The sequence below is a fragment of the Mycobacterium parmense genome (genome assembly GCF_010730575.1).
GTDB lineage: Bacteria > Actinomycetota > Actinomycetes > Mycobacteriales > Mycobacteriaceae > Mycobacterium > Mycobacterium parmense.
Map to the genome: position 1 here is coordinate 4073066 of NZ_AP022614.1, position 18404 is coordinate 4091469.

Below are 18404 nucleotides of genomic sequence, written 5' to 3' on the forward strand. Positions count from 1 at the left end.
ATCAATCGTTTGATCACATCAAGGACTCTGGCCGAACAGGGTGCCCCGGATGAGCTGCTTGGCCGATCCCAGCGCGGCGTGGTAACCCTCGGGCGGTAGGGCAGCCGCGAGCTCCGTCAAGCCGTAGACGAGCGCATACACCACCTCGACCGCGCCGGGGTCCCCGGCGTCGCCGACGATGTCTTCGATGATCGCGCGGAACGCCTCAAACCCGTTGTCGCCCTTAGCCTGCGCGGTGACAGCGCCCTCGGCGCGGATCGCCCATTCGAAGGCGGCGAGATCGGGGTACTCGCGCATCAGCCGGCCCGATTCGTCGAGGACCGCTTCGATTCGGTCAACGGCGGTGCCGGGTCCGCAGGCCGCGCCGCGCAGCCGAGGCAGCGCGACCTCGGTCCTCGCCGAAATCGCGGCGTTCATCAGCGCGGACTTATTGGGGAAGTAGTTGTAGAGGCTCGCACTGGTCACGTCTGCAGCGCGGGCGATCTGGCGGATGGTCGCGCGGGCGTAACCGACCTCGGCCACGCAGCGCATCGTCGCCGCGACGATGCGGCGCCGCGTCTCCTCGCCACTGGCACCGATCGGGCGTCCCAGTCGCATCCGCCCGCTCGCGCGTCCGATGTCCGTCGAGCCACGGCCGCTGCCCGGCATCGTCGAATATTATCGGATGATCGATTATTTCCTCGGCGCGGAGGTGCGCTGTGCGTGTTCGACGGGCCGGCCGCGGGCAGTGCTCGCCATGAGCGCCACGCCGCCTGCAGCGGGCCGGCCGGTGGGCGCCGACGGTGAACGGACGCGCTCGCGCATCCTCGCGGCAACCATGCGCTGCGTCGCCGAGGCGGGGTATTCGCGCGCGACCATCCGCGCGATCGCGAGCGCCGCGGACATGACGAGCGGCAGCCTCTACCACTATTTCTCGACCAAATCGGAGTTGCTCGAAGCGACCGTCCGGGAAATCGACGAGATCACACTCGCTCGTCTGCGCGGCGCGGCCGCGGAGGCCGACGACGCCGTCGCTCGCCTCGAGGCGGTGCTCGACGAGACCGACCGGCTGACGCGCGAGTACCCCGAGCTGGCCGCTTTCGGCCGGGCGGTCCGTCAGCAGCCACACCACCCCGGCCTTAAAGCGTTGCGACACATCGTCAGTGAGATCGTCGAGGAAGCGCTGGAACAAGGAGCGCTGCCGCCGGGAACCGTCCCGGACGCGGCGGTCGACGCCATCGATGCGTTGACTCGTGGCCTGGCCGAGCGGGCGGCAAGCCTAACTCCGAGCGCCTACGCGGCCACCCTGCGCTCGGCCAAGGCCCTGATCAGGGGGACGCTGTTCGCGCGCTCAGCGAGTCGCCCAGCGTCCACACTGCGACGCCGATCAACACCAGGTCTTTGAGTAGGAACTGGCCCGGCAGTGCCGTCAACACGGGCAGCCCCGCGGCCTGCGTACCGACCACGCCCGGGGTAGTGAACAGGAAACTCAACGTCCCCATGAAGAGGACCACCGCCAACGCGCTGCCGGCGGCCGACAGCCGTGGCCAGACCGGCCGCAGGGCGATGAGCAGCGCGGCGACGATCTCCATCGTGCCCAGCGCGCGTGCCACCGTGGTGACGCTGAAAACGTGATAGACCCAGCTCATCAGCGGGCTGTGGTCGATGAGCACGCGGGATTCCATCTTCACGTACTTACCGAACCCGATCCAGGCCAGGACGACCACCAGGCCGTACCGGCTGACCAACTGCCCCACCTGGGTCAGGCCCTGCGCCAAGCGATTTGGGCTCTCCTCAAACGTCAATGAAGGTCGTTTCACGTACGGTGCACGGATCGCGGGCCCCACTGGTTCAGCCAACCGCCACCACACCCGTCTCGGTGTGCAGTGACGCGTTCAACCGCGCAACCGCTCGAGTCCCGCGACGATGAGCTGCAGCCCGTAAGCGAACTCCTCTTCCAGCGGCACGGGCAGGTCGTCGGCCACCGCGACCGTCGCCGGGAACCGGGAGCGATCGAGCGCATGGAATGCGGCCACCAACTCGGCATCCTGTTCGGCCGTGGGCGAGCCGGCGAGCTGGATCGCGAAGCCGAGCACGTAGCGGGCTAGCGTCGCGTAGGCGTGGGCGGCGACCACCGGCGGAAATCCGTTGTCCAGGAGGACCGATAGCATCCGCTCCCGGTGCGCCAGCGCATTGGGACCCATCGGCACGTGACCGATCAGTAGCGATGCGCCGCTTGCGTGGCGGGCCAGCGCACCAAACATGTGCTGCGCGAACGATGTACAGGCTTGCTGCCAGGGCAGCCCGGCGAACGCGTCCACGTCGACGTCGACTTCACCAAGCATGCGGTCAACCATCAAGGCCACCAGCTCCGATCTGTTGCCGAAGTGGCGGTAGAGCGTGGCGGTGCCCGACCCCAGCCGGTGCGCGAGCGAACGCATCGACAACGCGTCGGCTCCCTGCTCGTCGACGAGTTCGAGTGCTGCCGCAAGGATCCGGTCCAACGGCAGGGCAGGACGACCGCGCGAACGCACGGACGGTAGTTCCTGCGTCTGTCCGGCGACGGTCACATCGGCCAACGCTAGCGCCCTTGGTCTTGACAGCGGCATTATTATTGGAAACACTGTATCCGTTATTCGGATTCTCCGTCAACGTCTCCGACAGCAGGGATCCATCCGACATGCTCCTTCCCCTGGCACCCGAGCCCTACACGGCTCCGACCGACCGCGACATGCTCCCCTCCGAGCGCCGCGAATTCGTTCGTACGCACCGCACCTGCGTGTTCGGCTACCGCCGCCGCAGCGACGGCCCGGCCATGTCGGTCGTCTACTACATCCCCACCGACACCGGCGAGTTACTGGTGTCGACCATGGCCGGCCGCGGCAAGGCCCGCGTCGTCGAACGCGACGGCAAGGTCAGCCTGTGCGTCCTCGACGAGCGCTGGCCGTTCACCTACCTCCAGGTCTACGCAGACGCGAGTCTCGACTCCGACCGTGAGCTGGCGGTGGACGTGATGATGGCGGTCGCCGGCCGGATGTCGGGTGAACCGCTGGGCGAGGAGGCACGTCCGCACATCAGGGAAATGTCGGAGCGAGAGGACCGCGTCGTCATCCGCTGCCGGCCCTACGCCAGCTATGCGACACCGCCGCGGCACCTGCACCGCAACGACCAGGTCGAACAGCTCAGCCATTGGGTGTCCGGCGTGGTCCCTTGGGACGCGGCCGATCCGTCATGATCCGGCGTAGCGATCACGCAGCTTGGCCAGCGTCGCCTCGATGCCGGCCGCGTTGGATTTGCGTGCGCCGATCAGCGTGTAATAGTTCAGCGCGTTCTTGATCGCCCCGGCATCGTGGTAGTCGAAGGTCTCCGTCACCCGCGTCAGGGCCGGTGAGAGCGCCTCGAATTCCCACCGCCAACGGTGACCCACGGGATGCCGCCACTCGACCAACTCGTTCGGTTTCAGGGCGGTCACCGTGCTGGTGATCCAATACGGCACGCCGTACATCTTCATCCTCGTCGAAAACTTCGATCCCACAGTCATTCTCGCGGGCACCTTCATGTTGTCCCGGACGGTCCCCGATCCGTCCAGCTCGTGATGGCGCCGGGGATTGGCCGCCAAGCCGTACAACTCGGCGGCCGGCGCGGCCACGTCCACCGATCGGCTCACCCGCCGCGGACCCGCATCGACAACGTTGACCGTCATGGCGGCCTCTTCCCGGTCAGCCGGCTACGTGTGACGGTCGGGCGACCGCGACTCCCCCGACTCGTCGGCGTTGTCCGGCTCGTCGACAGACGCGGCCTGCGGCGGCTGCTGTGGGCCTTCCGGGGGTGGCTGCTCGGCGGTGGTCATCTGTTCCCGTCCCTGTCGTCGCGGTGTTTACCTCAGCTACCCGCTTCCGGTGCGCCGGAAACCGCAGCGGCCGAACGCCCCGCGCCGCCCAGCGACGAACCCGCGCCCCGGTCCCGCCCCACCGACCACGCACAATGTGAGGAGCTGCCCGCACGGGAATGGCGGCCAGGGGTGTACCCGTGGGCGTCGGTATATACCCCTCTAGGGTATGATCAGGAGGATGATGGTCACGGCCGAATATCGGGTGAGCGGCATGAGCTGCTCCCACTGCGAAGCCGCAGTCCACGGCGAGGTGACCAAGATCGACGGTGTCGAGGACATCGACGTCAGCGCCGGCACCGGCCGGCTGGTCATCACCAGTTCGGCGCCCATCGACACCGAGGCGGTTCTCGGCGCGGTCGACGAGGCCGGCTACGAGGCGGTCCCGGTCGCATGAACGCGCCGGCGACCAACGTCGAGCTCGACATCGCGGGGATGACCTGCGCCTCGTGCGCGGCCCGCATCGAGAAGAAGCTGAACAAGCTCGACGGCGTCGCCGCGACCGTGAATTACGCGACCGAGCGGGCCACCCTCACGGTCCCGCCCGGCTACGACCCCCGGGCGTTGATCGCCGAGGTCGAGAATGCCGGCTATGCCGCGGCGCTGCCGCAACCCGCCGAGGAACCCGCCGCCCAGCGCGGCGGCACGCCGCCCGAGGACGCGGAGCTGACGTCGCTGCGCGGGCGCCTCATCGGCGCGGCCGTGCTGACCCTCCCGGTGATCGTCCTCGCGATGATCCCCGCTTGGGAATTCCGGTACTGGCAGTGGGTGTCGCTGGCACTGGCCACACCCGTCGTCGCCTGGGCAGGCCGGTCCTTCCACACCGCCGCGTGGGTGAACCTCAAACACGGCGCCGCCACGATGGACACGCTGGTCTCGGTGGGGACCCTGTCCGCCTACCTGTGGTCGCTGTACGCCATGTTCCTGGGAACCGCGGGCAGGCCCGGCATGCGCCACGGCTTCGAGCTGACCGCCGCACCCGGGGACGGGGCCGGCAACGTCTACTTCGAGGTGGCCGCGGGGGTCACTCTTTTCATCCTGGCGGGCAGGTATTTCGAGAAGCGCTCCCGGCGGCTCGCGGGCGCCGCGTTGCGCGCCCTGATGGAGCTCGGCGTCAAGGACGTCGCGGTGCTGCGCGACGGCGCCGAGACCCGCGTGGCCGTGGCCGCGCTGGCAGTCGGTGACGAGTTCGTAGTCCGGCCCGGCGAGAAGGTGGCCACCGACGGGGTGGTCGTGGCGGGATCCTCAGCCGTGGACGCGTCGATGCTCACCGGCGAGTCGGTTCCCGTCGAGGTCGCCGAGGGTGACACCGTCACCGGCGCCACCGTCATTGTGGGCGGTCGCCTGATCGTGCGTGCCACGCGGGTAGGCGACGACACCCAGCTGGCGCAGATCGCCCGGCTCGTCGAGGAGGCGCAATCGAAGAAGGCCGCGGTTGCGCGGCTCGCCGACCGGGTTTCCGGGCTGTTCGTCCCGATCGTCATCGTCGTCGCCGGCCTCACCCTGGTGGGCTGGCTCGCGGCGGGCGGTCCCGTTAGCGCGGCGCTGACGGCCGCCGCTGCGGTGCTGATCATCGCGTGCCCCTGCGCGCTCGGGCTGGCGACTCCGACCGCGCTGCTCGTCGGCACCGGGCGCGCCGCCCAACTCGGTGTGCTGATCAAGGGGCCCGAGGTGCTGGAATCCACCCGGGCCGTCGACACGATCGTCCTCGACAAGACCGGAACCGTGACCACGGGGGCAATGACCCTGGTCGACGTCATCACCGCGCACACGACCGACCGCCATACGCTGTTGCGCCACGCGGGAGCACTCGAAGAGGCGTCCGAACACCCCGTCGCCCGGGCGATCGCCAGGGCCGCCAGGGCAGAACTCGGTGCGCTGCCCGCGCCTCGGGACTTCACCAACGTCGAGGGCAGAGGGGTGCGCGGCCGGGTCGACGACCACGACGTCGTGGTCGGCCGCGAGAGCCTGCTGGCCGAACGCGGTGCAGGCCTCGACGCCACGCTGTCGGCGGCGAAGGCCCGCGCGGAACGTGCAGGCAAGACGGCGGTCGCGGTCGGCTGGGACGGCCGGCCCCGCGGCGTCCTCGTGGTCGCCGACACCGTCAAACCCACCAGCGCCGAAGCCGTCCGGCAGTTCAAGGCGCTGGGCCTGACGCCCGTCCTGCTGACCGGTGACAACGCGACTGTGGCGCACCGCATCGCCACCGAGACCGGCATTGCGCAGGTCGTCGCCAACACCCTGCCCGCCGACAAGGTCGACGCCATCAAGCTGCTGCAATCGGAGGGCAGAGTCGTCGCCATGGTCGGCGACGGCCTCAACGACGCCGCCGCGCTGGCCGCAGCCGACCTCGGGGTGGCCATGGGCACGGGCACGGACGTCGCGATCGAGGCCGCTGACCTGACCATCGTGGGCGGCGACCTGCGCGCCGCGGTAGACGCGATCCGGCTCTCGCGCCGAACGCTGGCCACGATCAGGGCGAACCTTTTCTGGGCTTTCGGTTACAACGTTGCCGCGATCCCCCTGGCGGCGCTCGGGCTGCTCAACCCCATGCTGGCGGGCGCCGCGATGGCTTCCTCCAGCGCGTTCGTCGTCGCCAACAGCCTGCGGCTGCGCTCCTTCAGGGGGGCCATCGAGAACCCCTGAACGGCCCGCTCGAACCGCCCGGGCCCGAGACGCCGGACGGCCACACGCGCGGTTGGCGAGCCGGTTCGGGGCGACGGTGTGGGATAGTTGGTTCCACGCACTGTGCCCGGACACGACAGGGTCACCACCCGGCGGACCTCGAGTCAGCCGCGCGAAGCGATCGGATTTAGCGAAGGCCACGAACCTTTGGACCACTTCTTCGGACAGCTGTCCTTGCTGCACGGCTGGCTGCCGCCGACGGCGCAGGGTGTCACGCTGCTCCTGATCGTCGCGGCCATCCAGTGGCGCAAGCGGCGCTGGCTCAAGCGGGTGCTGCCGGCGGCGCTGGCCGCGGCCGTCGCGGTGACCGCCCTGGCTTACCGGTACATCGCGTCGCTCGGGGTGGCCGGGGACCCGGCGCCCACGTCGCTGTGGCTCTGGATCGCGATGAGCGGGCTGGCCGTCGCCGTGCTCGTGCTGGGCTGGGTCGGAGTCCGGTGGTGGCGACGCGCGGTGGCGTTCGTCTCGATACCCCTCTGTGCGTTGTGCGCGGGCCTGGCACTCAACCAGTGGGTGGGCTACTTCCCCACGGCGCTCGCCGCCTGGAACCAGCTGACCTCGGTGCCGTTGCCCGACCAGATCGACCGGCTGCGGGTCACCGAGATGCAGGTAGCGGGGACCCGGCCCGCCAAGGGCGTGGTGGTGCCCGTGGACATCGACGACAGCGCGCCCTTTGCCTCCCACTTCCGCCACCGGCAGGAACTGGTCTACCTGCCGCCCGCGTGGTTCAACAGCAATCCGCCGCCCCGGCTGCCCGCGGTCATGATGATCGGCTCGGCCTTCAACACCCCGGCCGACTGGCTGGGTCCGGGCGGCGCCTTCACCGCGATCGACAACTTCGCCGCCGCGCATCGCGGGTTCTCCCCGGTGCTGGTGTTCGTCGATCCCACGGGCGCGTTCGACAACGACACCGAGTGTGTCAACGGCAGCCGCGGCAACGCCGCCGATCACCTGACCAAGGACGTCAAACCGTTCCTGGTCTCGAACTTCGGGGTGAGCGCCGACCGCGCCAACTGGGGTGTCGCCGGATGGTCGATGGGCGGCACCTGCGCCGTCGACCTGAGCGTCATGCACCCGGACATGTTCAGCGCGTTCGTCGACATCGCCGGCGACATCAGGCCCAACATCGGGGGTACCGAGCCGACGATCGCCCGATTGTTCGGCGGCAACCGCGCCGCCTGGGCCGACTACGACCCGGTCACCGTGATGAACCGGCACGGCCGCTACACCGGTTTGTCGGGCTGGTTCGACATTCCCGCGTCGGCCGGCCCGCGCAATGTCGCCCAGGAGGCAAGCCCCACCCTCACCGCCGCGACCACCGACCCCGCCGCCAACCCGGAGGGCCAGGACGCCGCCGCCAACTCCCTGTGCTCGGCCGCCACCGCGCACGGGATCAGCTGTGCGGTGGTGTCGCAGCCGGGCAAGCACGACTGGCCGTTCGCCGCCCAGGCGTTCGAGGCGTCACTGCCCTGGCTGGCCTCGGCACTCGGGACGCCGGCGACCCAACCCGTGGCGCTGCCGCACGCGTCTCGTTGATGCGGGCCCGTTACCCGATCGAGGCCAGACTCTCAGCCGACGGTCCCACTGCGCATCCGACGCGTCGCCGCAGGTAATGGTACGGTTCGCTGCTGTGGACGCGAAGTTCGGCGATGCTCTGGCCCGAGCCGAAGCGGGCCGGCGATGAACCGACGCCGCTTCCTGGGGTCACTCGCCGCGTCGGTGGTCGCCGGCGTGGGCGCCGCACGCCTCGTGGTCGATCCGCCGCCGCGGACGTTCGCCCAGACCTTCCCGACCGATCAGACGAACTCCGGTCCGACCGCGCCGGAGGCGTTGTTGCCGCCCCCGCCGCCGAGCTCACGCATCCCGCTGCCCGGCGGCGGCGCGCTGACGAAGATCCCCGGTGAGGGCGACCTGCTCGCGCTGACCGTGGACGACGGCGTCAACAGCGAAGTCGTACGGGCCTACACCCAATTCGCCAGGGACACCGGCGTCCGGCTGACTTTCTTCGTCAACGGCGTCTATGACTCCTGGACCGAGAACCTCGACATGCTGCGCCCGTTGGTCGACTCCGGGCAGATCCAGCTCGGCAACCACACCTGGTCGCATCCGGACCTGACCACGCTCTCCAAAGAGCAGATCGCCCAACAGCTCACGCGCAACGACGACTTCCTCAAGAAGACCTACAACGTGGGCGCCAAACCCTACTGGCGGCCGCCGTACGCCAAGCGCAACGCCGCCGTCGACGCGGTGGCCGCCGACCTGGGCTACACCGTTCCCACGCTATGGTCGGGCTCGCTCTCGGATTCGACGCTGATCACCGAGGACTACATCGTGCAGATGGCCGACCAGTACTTCACGCCGCAGTCCATCGTCATCGGGCACCTCAACCACCTACCCGTCACCCACGTCTACCCACAACTCGTCGACATCATCCGGTCGCGCAACCTTCGGACCGTGACGCTCAACGACGTGTTCCTGAAGACCCCGTAGCCGCCCGATCAGGCTACGGCACAAGGCATTCAGTCGTCTCATTCGCCGGCCGCGTCGGTGCCGGTGCTGAGCAGAGTCCGCAACATCGCGCGCAGGTCGCCCAGCCTCTCCGCACCGAGCGCCCGTTCCCACCGCGCCTCCAGTTCCAGCGCGCTGGTATGCATCACACGCAGGGCGTGGCGCCCGCGTTGCGTCAACTCGACGATTCGCGCCCGGGCATCGACGGGGTCCGGGACCCGGGTCACGTAATCGCCGCGCTCCAGTGCCGCGATCGCCTGGGCCACCGCCTGCCGCGTGACCTTGAGGCGGTCCGCGATGTCCGATGCGTGCATCCCGCCATCCATCAGCGGTACCAGGGCGACCGCCTGTGCCGGACGGATCTCGTCGAGCCCCGCGGCGGCGAATGCCGCCCGCAGATGCGGCGCCCTCGATGCGGCCACCATGTTCACCAGAGTCGGCACGGTCGGCTCCCAGTCGACATTCCCGGCACGTCGCATGACCATTAGTGTGCCATCCAAAATTTATTTGACAAGTTTCTTGTCAAAATTGCCGGGCGCTGCCACGATGTGTCCATGCGGTCTCGACGCGCTCGGATGCTCAGCGTCTGCCTTCTGCCGGTGCTGGTCGTCGTGCTCGGCGGCTGCCTGGGGGGCGGACACGCATTGGGAAACCCTGGCGCCGAAGAGATTCCGGTGGGGCAGTCCACCCAGGCCGTCGAATCGGGAGGTGTCAGCCGCACCTTCCACCTGTACCGGCCCCAAGGCCTGACCGACGCGATCCCGCTGGTGGTGATGTTGCACGGCGGCTTCGGCACCGGCGCGCAGGCCGAGCGTTCCTATCATTGGGACGCCGAGGCCGACACCGGACACTTCCTGGTCGCCTACCCCGACGGCCTCAACCGGGCGTGGAATGCCGGAACCTGTTGCGGGCAACCGCAACGCGACAACGTCGACGACGTCGGTTTCATCACGACCATGGTGGGCGCCATCGAGCAGGAGATCCCGATCGATCGAGCGCGCGTCTACGTCACCGGGATGTCGAACGGGGCGATGATGGCGCTTCGGCTGGGCTGCCAGACCGACACCTTCGCCGCGATCGCGCCGGTCGCGGGCACTTTGCTGACGGACTGCTCACAGGCACATCCCGCCTCGGTGTTGCAGATCCACGGCACGGCCGACGATCGGGTGCCTTATAACGGCGGTCCGGGTAAAGCGTTCGCATTCAACGGCAATCCGCGCGTCGACGGCCCTTCGGTCGAGTCGGTCAATGCCACGTGGCGCGCCATCGACGCCTGCGGGCCGCCCACCTCCGCCACCGCCGGGAGCGTGACCACCCTGACCGCGGGATGCGCGGGCGGGCGCACCGTGGAGCTGATCTCGGTGGCCGGCGCCGGGCATCAGTGGCCCGGTGGCGACCCCACTCCCCTCGCGGAGCTTGCGGGCGTCCCCGCACCGTCGACCGCGCTCGACGCCACCGACACCATCTGGCAATTCGTCAGCCAGAGCCACCGCTGAGTGGTCCGGCAACCAAGGGCTTTCCGCGGCCGCGGTCGCCGGACGGAACGAATCTCCAAATTTAGATTGACCTCTCACCGATCGTCGCCGGCGCCAAGCACCGTAGGCTGGTGGCACCCACGGCGGGGGCGGGTTCGAGGTGGCGAAGTGGCACGGTTGCCGATGTGTGCGCTATGGGCATGCGTGTCGCTCCTCGTCGCGATGTGCGGCGCATGCGCCGGGTCGCCACATCGGGGTCACGGCGCACAGCAGCCGGCCCCGGCGCAAACGCCCGGGCCCGGCGGTTGTGGGCCGCCCCTGACCTACCAGGTGTTCGAGCACGACGCCTTCGGGGCCGACTGGTCGAAGGCCAACGGCCTGATCGCGTTCAACGCGAAGGCAAATGACGGCCGGTTTCACATCTTCACGGCCCGGCCAGACGGCGCCGACCGGCGGCAGCTGGGGATCGGCTCCGCGAGCTTTCCGCAGCGGACCACCGGTTCGCCCGTGTGGAGCCCGTCCGGGCGATACGTCGCATTCGTCGCCGAAAAGGCCTCGCACCCAGGCAATTCGGTTGGGGCTACCCCCGGCTGGGGCAGCTACTCGGACCTGTGGGTTACCGCGGCCGACGGCTCGCGCGCGTGGCAACTGACCGACGTCCCGGCCGACAAAGACCACGGCACAATCATTCCCGAATTCTCGCCCGACGGCCGGCGACTGGAGTGGACCGAGCGGACCGCGGCCGGCAAGGTGCTGAACCCCGACCGCTTCGCCGGCTTCTGGGTGGTCAAGGTCGCCGACTTCACCGTGGGACCGGACGGCACACCGTCGCTGTCTAATATTCGCACCGTGTCACCCGCCGGCGACGCGTTCAACGAGAGCGGCGGATTCTCCACGGATTCGAAGTCGCTGGTGTTCACCAGCGACTTCGAAACCCACAACTTCTGGAAGAGCCAGATCTACCGGTTCGACTTCGGCTCCGCTGCGACCACCCGATTGACCGGGGGCGACAGCTACAACGAGCACCCCCGGTATACCCCGGACGGTCACGTGTTGTGGATGACCAACGCCGACAACCCCTCTCGCGGGACAGACTGGTGGACGATGAATCCCGACGGCTCGAACCCCCAGCGCCTCAGCGATCTCAACGCCGACCCGGACACGAGGGGCTTCGGGGGTAAACAGGTTTGGGCGACCGTCGTGCAAACCGCCAACTGGAGCCCTGACAATCGCTTTTTCTACGGCGACGTGGAGACCAACCTGCTGAACTCCGACAGCGTAATCGTCCGCGCTTCGCTAACCTGCAGCCCCCGGTGAACGCTCACCCTTCGTCCAGCATCCCGTCGATGAGCCGGTGCAGCACCTGCCGGGTCTCGCGGCGCAACCGCTCGGGCTCGTCGGACGTCGCCACCAGCATGGCCGCCTCGTCGAGCGCGCCGATCAGCACGTGAGCCAGCGGTCGCACCGGCTGACGCGCCAGCTGGCCGGCGCGGATCGCTTCTGCGAGTAGCTGTTCGGTCATTCCCAGGCTGTACCGCTGGGCGAGGTCCCGGAAGTCCGCCCAGCCGAGCACGCTGGGTGCGTCCAACAGCATCAGCTGGCGCACCTGCGGATCGCCGGCGACTTCGAGCCAGGCGTCCACGGCGGCACGGATCGCGTCCGCCGGGGTGCTGGCCCCCGACTCGGCCACCAGGGTGCCCATCCGGGCCATCACGTCGCGCTCCACGGCCTCCACGACCTCGCGGAACAGCGCTGCCTTGTCGGCGAATTGGTGATACATCGCCCCGCGGGTGACCCCCGCGGCAGTGGCGATCTCCGGCGTCCCGACTTCCGCGTAGCCCCGCAGCCCCCACAACGTGCGGGCAGCCGCGATCAGCGCGTCGCGGGTCGCCGCGGAGCGCTGTTCCTGAGTCCGTCTCTTGCTTTCCATGCATCCTGCCGGTAACTTACGGACAGACAGTCTGTTTGTAAGTATGGTAGAGGTAGGAGTTGTTATGTCGACGATCGACATTAGTGCCGGCACCATCCATTACGAAGCGACCGGACCGCAAAACGGCAGGCCGGTGGTCTTCGTGCACGGGTACATGATGGGTGGCGAACTCTGGCGCCAGGTGAGCAACCGACTGGCGGAGGTCGGCCTGCGGTGCATCGCCCCGACCTGGCCGCTCGGGGCGCATCCCGAGCCGCTGCGGCCCGGTGCCGACCGCACCATCACCGGCGTCGCCGACATGGTCGCGGAGGTCCTCGCCGCACTCGACCTCGAGGACGTGGTGCTGGTCGGCAACGACACCGGCGGCGTGCTCGCCCAACTCGTCGCGGTGCACCATCCAGGGCGCCTGGGCGCCCTGGTTCTCACCAGTTGCGATGCGTTCGAACACTTTCCGCCGCCAATCCTCAAACCGGTGATCCTTGCGGCGAAGTCCAAGCGGGTGTTCCGGACGGCGATGCGGGCTCTGCGGGCGCCGGCCGCGCGCAAGCGCGCTTACGACGGACTCGCCCACAGCGACATCGACGGACTCACTCAAACCTGGGTACGGCCGGCGCTGTCCGATCCGGCGGTCGCCGAGGATCTGCGCCAATTCTCACTGTCGCTCCGCACCGAGGTGACGACGAGCGTGGCGGCCCGGTTGCCCGAGTTCGACAAGCCGACGCTGATCGCCTGGTCGGCGGACGACGTCTTCTTCGAGCAGGAAGACGGCGCGCGGCTGGCCGCCACCATCCCCGGCGCCCGCCTCGAGACCATCGAAGGCGCTCGGACCTTTTCGATGGTGGACCGGCCGGACCGGCTCGCGGATTTGCTGTCGACGATCGCGGTGCGGGCGCAGCCGGCCTGAGCTTTTCCGCGTCGCGGCGGTAGCGTCTTGGCCATGTCAGAGTTGACGCCACCGTTGCAAGGGCGACGGATCCTGGTCACCGGTGCAGCGACCGGCATCGGCGCGGCCGCCGTCGAGGTGCTCACCGCGGCCGGCGCCGAGGTCGCCGCCACCTATCACCAGACCGCGCCCCCGGACCACGTGGCGGCCACCTGGCTGCAGTGCGACGTGCGCGATGCCGACGCGGTCTCGACGATGATGCAGCAGGCCGCCGGACGCCTGGGCGGCCTCGACGTCCTGGTCAACGCCGCGGGCCTGTGGCAGCCGGGGATTCCCGGCTACGTCGGCGCCGACGAGATCTCGTTCCTGCTCGACACCAACGTCAAGGCGACGATCCTCACGAATCAGGCCGCCTACGCAGTGATGAAGGAGCAGAACCCCAAGGGGGGCAGGATCATCAACTTCGGCTCCTCCGAAGCCGCCATGGGCAGCCCGATCTCGGCGGTCTACGCCGCGACCAAAGGCGCCGTGCAGGCGTGGACACGCTCGGCCGCCAAGGCGTGGGCCGCCGAGAAGATCACGGTCAACGCCCTGGCCCCGGCGGTACAGACGGCCGGCGCCGACCGGCTGCGGGAATTCCTCGGCCCGGAGGCCGGCGCCCTCATCGACGAGCAGATGAAGATGATGATCCCTCTCGGCGGAACTCTCGGTGACCCCGCGCGCGATCTCGGTCCCATGCTGGTCTTCCTGGCCGGTGAGGGTTCGGGCTTCATCACCGGCCAGCTGCTGGCGGTGGATGGCGGCCTGATGATGGTCGGGGGTTAGGCGGAGCGAGCTGACGGCTAAGATAAGACGGACCGTCTCGTCTCGTACGTTCGACCGGGCAGAGTGAAGGTGGATCCCGATGGCTGACAACACGCTGCAAGCGCTGCTGGGCAGCCGTCTGACCGACTCGACGATCGCCGTCAAATACGAAGAGCGGCAATGGAGTTGGCGCGAGTATCTGGCTGACGCCAAGGCGCGCGCCGCGGCGTTCATCGCGGCCGCCGATCCGCAGCGCCCATTGCACGTCGGTGCCCTGCTGGGCAACACCCCGGAGATGCTCAACCAGATGGCGGCGGCGGGTCTCGGCGGCTACGTGCTGTGCGGCCTGAACACCACCCGCCGTGGAGAGGCTCTGGCCGCCGACGTCGCGCGCGCGCACTGCCAGTTCGTGGTGACCGACGCCGAGCACCGGCCACTGCTCGACGACCTGGACCTCGGCGCGACACAGATTCTCGATACCTCGAGCGCTCGGTGGGCCGAACTGATCGACGGGGCCGGTGAACTGGTCCCGCACCGCCAGGTCACAGCCATGGACGCCTTCATGATGATCTTCACGTCGGGAACGAGCGGCAATCCCAAGGCGGTGCAGGTGTCCCACATGATGGCGACGTTCGCGGGGATGAACCTGGTGCAGCGCTTCGGGCTCACCGGGGAGGACACGTGCTACGTGTCGATGCCGCTGTTCCACTCCAACGCCGTCGTCGCCGGGTGGGCCCCCGCGGTGGTCTCCGGCGCCGCCATGGTGCCGGCGAAGTTCTCCGCGAGCAGCTTCCTCGAGGACGTCCGCCGCTACGGCGCGACGTACATGAACTACGTCGGCAAGCCGCTCGCCTACATCCTGAGCACCCCCGAACGCGACGACGACGCCGACAACCCGTTGCGGGTGGCCTTCGGGAACGAAGCCAACGACAAAGACATCGAAGAGTTTTCGCGCCGCTTCAACGTTCAGGTCGAGGACGGCTTCGGCTCGACCGAGAACGCCATCATCGTGGTCCGTGAGCCGGGCACGCCCAAGGGCTCGATCGGCAAGGGCTTCGAGGGGGTCGCGATCTACAACAGCGACACGGTCACCGAGTGCGAGGTCGCGCGTTTCGACGCCTCCGGAGCGCTGGTCAACGCCGACGAAGCCGTGGGCGAACTGGTCAACACGATGGGGTCGGGCTTTTTCACCGGCTACTACAACGACCCCGACGCCAACGCCGAACGCATGCGGAACGGGATGTACTGGTCGGGAGACCTCGCCTACCGCGACGCGCAGGGCTGGATATACCTGGCAGGTCGCACCGCGGACTGGATGCGGGTGGACGGTGAGAATCTGGCGGCCGCTCCTATCGAGCGAATCCTGCTGCGGCACAAGGCGATCAATCGAGTGGCGGTGTATGCCGTCCCGGACGGCCGGGTCGGTGACCAGGTGATGGCCGCCGTCGTGCTCAACGAGGGTCAGACCTTGGAGCCGGGCTCGTTCGAGAAGTTTCTGGACGCCCAACGCGACCTGTCACCCAAGGCGCGTCCGCGTTACGTGCGCATCGCCGCCGAGCTGCCCAGCACCGCCACCCACAAGGTCCTCAAACGCCAGCTGATCGCGGAGGGCACGGCGGTCGGTTCCGGGGAGACGCTGTGGGAGCGCGATGCGCGGGGCACGGCCTATCGTCCCGCCGCACCGCCGGCTAGATCCGGGGTGCCCGCGGGCGAATCTGCCCCTTCGACCGGCGCACCCGTTTGACGGGATCTCTTGTTGTGCCGCCGGCGATTTCGTCGCGCAGCTGCGTGATGTTGGAGAGCTCGGCATACAGGCCGCGGATCGCGTAGTCGAGGACGGCGAAGGGGAATCGCTGTTCGGGGTCGTCGGTGATGCCGAGATCGCGCGACCGCTGCCGCGACCACAGCGCTTCGTCGAGCCGCGCCCGCGTCGCCTCGAGGTGCCGGTCCAGCGTGTCCAGGACACGCTCCGCGTCCTCGCCGCGGGCGAGCCAGGTCTTGAGGATGACGGGGTGCTTGATCACGACCTGGTCGTGGCCCGGGAAGTGCTGCACCCAGCGGCGCAGGGCGGTCAGCCCGGCCTCGGTGGTCTCGTACAGGGTGATCGGGCGCCTTCCTGTTTGGGCCCCGATCTCGCCGACCATCCCCCGGGCCAGCAGACGGTTCAGTTCGCGGCGCACGTGGCTGACCGACGGCGACCAGTAGAAGTGGCCAACCGAAAGCTCGGCGCGCACTTTGATCTCCCCGGCGGTGAGCTGTTCGTCGTTGGCCGCCAGCACGCCGAGGACGAGGTAGGCGGTCACCGGGAGGCCGTCGAAGCCGCTGCTGGTGCGCGCGGGGCTCACGTGCTGCCTAGCTCTGGCCGGTGAAGTACGGCAGCGTGACGTCGGTTCCGACGGCGTGGAACTGCACCCGCACCCGCATGCCGATCCGGAGGTCCTCCGGCGCCACTCCGACGACGTTGGTCAGCATCTGGTAGCCCTCGTCCAAAGTGATGATGGCCGGCGCGTAGGGCGATTCGAACTCCGCGGTGACCGGCCGGTGAACCACCGTCCAGCTGTAGATCTCGCCGGCCCCGCCGCTGCGCTGCCAGCGCAGTTCGTCCGAGAGGCATTCTCGGCAATTCTCGGCGGGCGGGAAGTTTGCCAGCCCGCACGCCGCACACCGCTGATAGCGCAACTCTCCCGATCGGCACCCCTGCCAGAAGGGCATGCTGACCGGACCGACGGCGTGGGGCACCGAACCCGACTGGGGTTTGAGAAACTCGGAGGTCATCGCGGCTCGTCTCCCAGGAGAAGCAGCGTGGTGAACAGCGCGCCCGCTCCGCCGTTGCTGCACAACGCGACATGCGCGTCGGGCACCTGCAGATCACCCGCCTGGCCCCGCAACTGCGCAACGGCCCGGATCGCGCGCTGCATCATCTGGGGATTTGATCCCGCGTGGCTGAACGACATGGTTCCCCCATCGGTGGTGATCGGGTGACTGCCGTCGATGGCGATGTGGCCGTCGGCCACGAACGGGCCACCCTCGCCGTCCCCACAGAATCCGAAAGCCTCGAGCTGCCGGATGATTTCGAACGAGAACGGGTCGTATAGTTCGAGCACGTCGACGTCGTCGGGCCGCAGTCCGGCGTGGCCGAAGGCGCGCTCGGCCGCGCGGCGGCCGACCACGCCATTGACGTATCGGTGGTGCCGGTCGCGTCGCCCGGCGAGGTCCCACGCGGGCGGGTGCTGGTAGGAGGGTCCGTGGAAGTCCGCGCCGCTGCCCAGCACGTAGATCGGTCGGCTCGCGATGTCGACCTTGGCGACGTTCGCGACGACCAGCGCACATCCCCCTTCCGAGGTGGTGGCGCAGTCGAGGAGGTGAAACGGGTCGGCGATGGGACGTGACGCGGTGATGTCGTCGGGGGTGAAGGGGCCGCGACGGTAGTACACGGCCTCGGGGTTTCGGGATCCGTTGTTGCGGATGGTCGCCGCGACCATGGAAAGCTGTTCGCGCGTCGTGCCGTAGACGTGCATGTGGCGCCGGGCGATGAGCGCGAACTCCGCGGCGGTGAACATGCCCCACGGGGCGACGAATTCGTTCTCCGGCCGAGTCCACGGGGCGGTGGCCTCGTGATCGCGATATTCACCGGCCTGCGCGGCGACCAGGACCACCACGTCCGCCATGCCGTGCTCGATGGCGGTGACTGCCTCGGTGATCATGCCGACCCCGAAACCCCATCCCTGCCAGGCCGGCCCGATCCGCAGGTCGTAGATCAGGGTGGTGGAAAGCGGTCCCGCGCTGATTCCGTCCACGTCGTCGAGGCCCAGGCCCGCGTCGGCCAGGGCGCCCCGGATAGCCTGCACCGCCAGCCCGCGCGAGGTCTCGCCGTCGAGGCGGCGTCCCTGCCGGGTGTTGTGCACTCCGACAATGGCTGCTCTAGTTTTCATCGGCGACGACCCCGAGGTAGGTTCCGACAACGTTGTATCGGCGACCGTCGCGGGTGATCGAGCCGATAGTCACGGTGCGCGATTCCCCGGTTGCCCGGCCCCTTTCCAGGACGTCGATCCGCACGTCCACAGGTCGTGCCGTCTGCGGATCGGTGATCTCGACCACCATCGCCACCGCGCGCTCCCCCTCGTCCCATTCGACACCGGTGATACGGTGCCGCGCAGTCAGTTCCATCACCACGGAGTCGTGACGAACCAGGAATCGCACGGGCGCACACAGTTCGCCGGGACGTGGCGGCACACAGAGGGTGACCGCCAT

The 18404-nt window shown here is 68.7% G+C and carries 22 protein-coding genes; 11 read left to right on the forward strand and 11 right to left on the reverse strand.

The window, feature by feature from the left end:
- Positions 1–18 precede the first annotated feature (18 nt).
- A complete protein-coding gene (locus tag G6N48_RS18790; RefSeq protein WP_085268525.1) occupies positions 19–648 on the reverse strand; it encodes a TetR/AcrR family transcriptional regulator in 630 nt (209 codons plus the stop codon).
- Between G6N48_RS18790 and G6N48_RS18795 the strand changes: the two genes are divergently transcribed.
- Positions 545–1384 carry a TetR/AcrR family transcriptional regulator gene (locus tag G6N48_RS18795; RefSeq protein ID WP_308205268.1) on the forward strand — a complete coding sequence of 280 codons (840 nt, stop codon included), beginning with the start codon at positions 545–547 and terminating at the stop codon, positions 1382–1384. The genes G6N48_RS18790 and G6N48_RS18795 overlap by 104 nt on opposite strands.
- On the opposite strand, the gene G6N48_RS18800 is transcribed toward G6N48_RS18795, so the two are convergent.
- Together G6N48_RS18800 and G6N48_RS18805 are read right to left on the reverse strand one after the other, a co-directional pair.
- The gene (locus G6N48_RS18800; protein ID WP_085268524.1) at positions 1308–1757 is read right to left on the reverse strand and encodes a DUF417 family protein; all 450 of its coding nucleotides are present in this window, start codon (positions 1755–1757) and stop codon (positions 1308–1310) included. The two genes, G6N48_RS18795 and G6N48_RS18800, sit on opposite strands and share 77 nt — an antisense overlap.
- A 117-nt stretch (positions 1758–1874) precedes the next feature.
- Complete coding sequence (locus G6N48_RS18805; RefSeq protein WP_197745619.1) at positions 1875–2483, reverse strand: TetR/AcrR family transcriptional regulator; 609 nt, start codon at positions 2481–2483, stop codon at positions 1875–1877.
- A gap of 176 nt (positions 2484–2659) precedes the next feature.
- Here G6N48_RS18805 and G6N48_RS18810 point away from each other — a divergent pair, with 176 nt between their 5' ends.
- Positions 2660–3214: a pyridoxamine 5'-phosphate oxidase family protein gene (locus G6N48_RS18810; RefSeq protein ID WP_085268669.1), complete on the forward strand. Its 555-nt coding sequence runs from the start codon at positions 2660–2662 to the stop codon at positions 3212–3214.
- Here G6N48_RS18810 and G6N48_RS18815 read toward each other — a convergent pair.
- Positions 3209–3682 (reverse strand): SRPBCC family protein, encoded by a 474-nt coding sequence (locus G6N48_RS18815; protein ID WP_085268522.1) that lies wholly within the window; start codon positions 3680–3682, stop codon positions 3209–3211. The two genes, G6N48_RS18810 and G6N48_RS18815, sit on opposite strands and share 6 nt — an antisense overlap.
- Before the next feature lie 24 nt (positions 3683–3706).
- On the reverse strand, positions 3707–3829 hold the full coding sequence (locus G6N48_RS28695; RefSeq protein ID WP_264049397.1) for a hypothetical protein: 123 nt from the start codon (positions 3827–3829) through the stop codon (positions 3707–3709).
- A 223-nt stretch (positions 3830–4052) separates the two neighbouring features.
- Here G6N48_RS28695 and G6N48_RS18820 point away from each other — a divergent pair, with 223 nt between their 5' ends.
- The 4 genes from G6N48_RS18820 to G6N48_RS18835 all read left to right on the forward strand — a co-directional run bounded on the left by G6N48_RS18820 (position 4053) and on the right by G6N48_RS18835 (position 9043).
- Positions 4053–4265: a heavy-metal-associated domain-containing protein gene (locus G6N48_RS18820; RefSeq protein ID WP_085268668.1), complete on the forward strand. Its 213-nt coding sequence runs from the start codon at positions 4053–4055 to the stop codon at positions 4263–4265.
- Positions 4262–6514, forward strand: a complete 2253-nt coding sequence (locus G6N48_RS18825) for a heavy metal translocating P-type ATPase (protein WP_085268521.1) — start codon at positions 4262–4264, stop codon at positions 6512–6514. The genes G6N48_RS18820 and G6N48_RS18825 overlap by 4 nt, the downstream gene beginning before the upstream one ends.
- 186 nt (positions 6515–6700) lie before the next feature.
- On the forward strand, positions 6701–8089 hold the full coding sequence (locus G6N48_RS18830; protein ID WP_085268520.1) for an alpha/beta hydrolase: 1389 nt from the start codon (positions 6701–6703) through the stop codon (positions 8087–8089).
- Between the two features lie 144 nt (positions 8090–8233).
- A complete protein-coding gene (locus G6N48_RS18835; protein ID WP_085268519.1) occupies positions 8234–9043 on the forward strand; it encodes a polysaccharide deacetylase family protein in 810 nt (269 codons plus the stop codon).
- A gap of 38 nt (positions 9044–9081) precedes the next feature.
- Here the strand turns inward: G6N48_RS18835 and G6N48_RS18840 are convergent, their stop codons facing one another.
- Positions 9082–9540: a MarR family winged helix-turn-helix transcriptional regulator gene (locus G6N48_RS18840; protein ID WP_085268667.1), complete on the reverse strand. Its 459-nt coding sequence runs from the start codon at positions 9538–9540 to the stop codon at positions 9082–9084.
- 75 nt (positions 9541–9615) lie between these two features.
- On the opposite strand from G6N48_RS18840, the gene G6N48_RS18845 reads away from it, so the two are divergent.
- The gene (locus G6N48_RS18845; protein ID WP_085268518.1) at positions 9616–10557 is read left to right on the forward strand and encodes an extracellular catalytic domain type 1 short-chain-length polyhydroxyalkanoate depolymerase; all 942 of its coding nucleotides are present in this window, start codon (positions 9616–9618) and stop codon (positions 10555–10557) included.
- Between the two features lie 309 nt (positions 10558–10866).
- Complete coding sequence (locus tag G6N48_RS18850; protein ID WP_085268517.1) at positions 10867–11853, forward strand: PD40 domain-containing protein; 987 nt, start codon at positions 10867–10869, stop codon at positions 11851–11853.
- A 4-nt stretch (positions 11854–11857) separates the two neighbouring features.
- Here the strand turns inward: G6N48_RS18850 and G6N48_RS18855 are convergent, their stop codons facing one another.
- Positions 11858–12466 carry a TetR/AcrR family transcriptional regulator gene (locus tag G6N48_RS18855; protein WP_085268516.1) on the reverse strand — a complete coding sequence of 203 codons (609 nt, stop codon included), beginning with the start codon at positions 12464–12466 and terminating at the stop codon, positions 11858–11860.
- A gap of 64 nt (positions 12467–12530) precedes the next feature.
- Here G6N48_RS18855 and G6N48_RS18860 point away from each other — a divergent pair, with 64 nt between their 5' ends.
- From G6N48_RS18860 to fadD1, 3 genes are all read left to right on the forward strand, one after another.
- The gene (locus tag G6N48_RS18860) at positions 12531–13370 is read left to right on the forward strand and encodes an alpha/beta fold hydrolase (protein ID WP_085268515.1); all 840 of its coding nucleotides are present in this window, start codon (positions 12531–12533) and stop codon (positions 13368–13370) included.
- A gap of 42 nt (positions 13371–13412) precedes the next feature.
- On the forward strand, positions 13413–14174 hold the full coding sequence (locus G6N48_RS18865; protein WP_139825713.1) for an SDR family NAD(P)-dependent oxidoreductase: 762 nt from the start codon (positions 13413–13415) through the stop codon (positions 14172–14174).
- A 79-nt stretch (positions 14175–14253) separates the two neighbouring features.
- Entirely contained in the window at positions 14254–15897 is a 1644-nt protein-coding gene (gene fadD1, locus G6N48_RS18870; protein ID WP_085268513.1) for a fatty-acid--CoA ligase FadD1, read from the forward strand.
- Here fadD1 and G6N48_RS18875 read toward each other — a convergent pair.
- The 4 genes from G6N48_RS18875 to G6N48_RS18890 are packed head-to-tail and all read right to left on the reverse strand — an operon-like array spanning position 15842 to position 18404.
- Entirely contained in the window at positions 15842–16498 is a 657-nt protein-coding gene (locus G6N48_RS18875; protein WP_085268512.1) for a PadR family transcriptional regulator, read from the reverse strand. The two genes, fadD1 and G6N48_RS18875, sit on opposite strands and share 56 nt — an antisense overlap.
- A gap of 7 nt (positions 16499–16505) precedes the next feature.
- Positions 16506–16928: a Zn-ribbon domain-containing OB-fold protein gene (locus G6N48_RS18880; RefSeq protein ID WP_085268511.1), complete on the reverse strand. Its 423-nt coding sequence runs from the start codon at positions 16926–16928 to the stop codon at positions 16506–16508.
- A complete protein-coding gene (locus tag G6N48_RS18885; protein ID WP_085268510.1) occupies positions 16925–18085 on the reverse strand; it encodes a thiolase family protein in 1161 nt (386 codons plus the stop codon). Before G6N48_RS18885 ends, G6N48_RS18880 begins: the two co-directional genes overlap by 4 nt.
- Positions 18075–18404, reverse strand: a complete 330-nt coding sequence (locus G6N48_RS18890) for a hypothetical protein (RefSeq protein WP_085268509.1) — start codon at positions 18402–18404, stop codon at positions 18075–18077. The genes G6N48_RS18885 and G6N48_RS18890 overlap by 11 nt, the downstream gene beginning before the upstream one ends.

Bases quoted from the DNA above. Each gene is read 5' to 3' on its own strand.
- G6N48_RS18795 (WP_308205268.1), top strand. From the start codon at position 545: ATGCGGCGCCGCGTCTCCTCGCCACTGGCACCGATCGGGCGTCCCAGT.
- G6N48_RS18790 (WP_085268525.1), bottom strand. From the start codon at position 648: ATGCCGGGCAGCGGCCGTGGCTCGACGGACATCGGACGCGCGAGCGGG.
- G6N48_RS18810 (WP_085268669.1), top strand. From the start codon at position 2,660: ATGCTCCTTCCCCTGGCACCCGAGCCCTACACGGCTCCGACCGACCGC.
- G6N48_RS18815 (WP_085268522.1), bottom strand. From the start codon at position 3,682: ATGACGGTCAACGTTGTCGATGCGGGTCCGCGGCGGGTGAGCCGATCG.
- G6N48_RS28695 (WP_264049397.1), bottom strand. From the start codon at position 3,829: ATGACCACCGCCGAGCAGCCACCCCCGGAAGGCCCACAGCAGCCGCCG.
- G6N48_RS18820 (WP_085268668.1), top strand. From the start codon at position 4,053: ATGGTCACGGCCGAATATCGGGTGAGCGGCATGAGCTGCTCCCACTGC.
- G6N48_RS18825 (WP_085268521.1), top strand. From the start codon at position 4,262: ATGAACGCGCCGGCGACCAACGTCGAGCTCGACATCGCGGGGATGACC.
- G6N48_RS18835 (WP_085268519.1), top strand. From the start codon at position 8,234: ATGAACCGACGCCGCTTCCTGGGGTCACTCGCCGCGTCGGTGGTCGCC.
- G6N48_RS18840 (WP_085268667.1), bottom strand. From the start codon at position 9,540: ATGCGACGTGCCGGGAATGTCGACTGGGAGCCGACCGTGCCGACTCTG.
- G6N48_RS18845 (WP_085268518.1), top strand. From the start codon at position 9,616: ATGCGGTCTCGACGCGCTCGGATGCTCAGCGTCTGCCTTCTGCCGGTG.
- G6N48_RS18855 (WP_085268516.1), bottom strand. From the start codon at position 12,466: ATGGAAAGCAAGAGACGGACTCAGGAACAGCGCTCCGCGGCGACCCGC.
- G6N48_RS18860 (WP_085268515.1), top strand. From the start codon at position 12,531: ATGTCGACGATCGACATTAGTGCCGGCACCATCCATTACGAAGCGACC.
- fadD1 (WP_085268513.1), top strand. From the start codon at position 14,254: ATGGCTGACAACACGCTGCAAGCGCTGCTGGGCAGCCGTCTGACCGAC.
- G6N48_RS18880 (WP_085268511.1), bottom strand. From the start codon at position 16,928: ATGACCTCCGAGTTTCTCAAACCCCAGTCGGGTTCGGTGCCCCACGCC.
- G6N48_RS18885 (WP_085268510.1), bottom strand. From the start codon at position 18,085: ATGAAAACTAGAGCAGCCATTGTCGGAGTGCACAACACCCGGCAGGGA.
- G6N48_RS18890 (WP_085268509.1), bottom strand. From the start codon at position 18,404: ATGGCGGTCACCCTCTGTGTGCCGCCACGTCCCGGCGAACTGTGTGCG.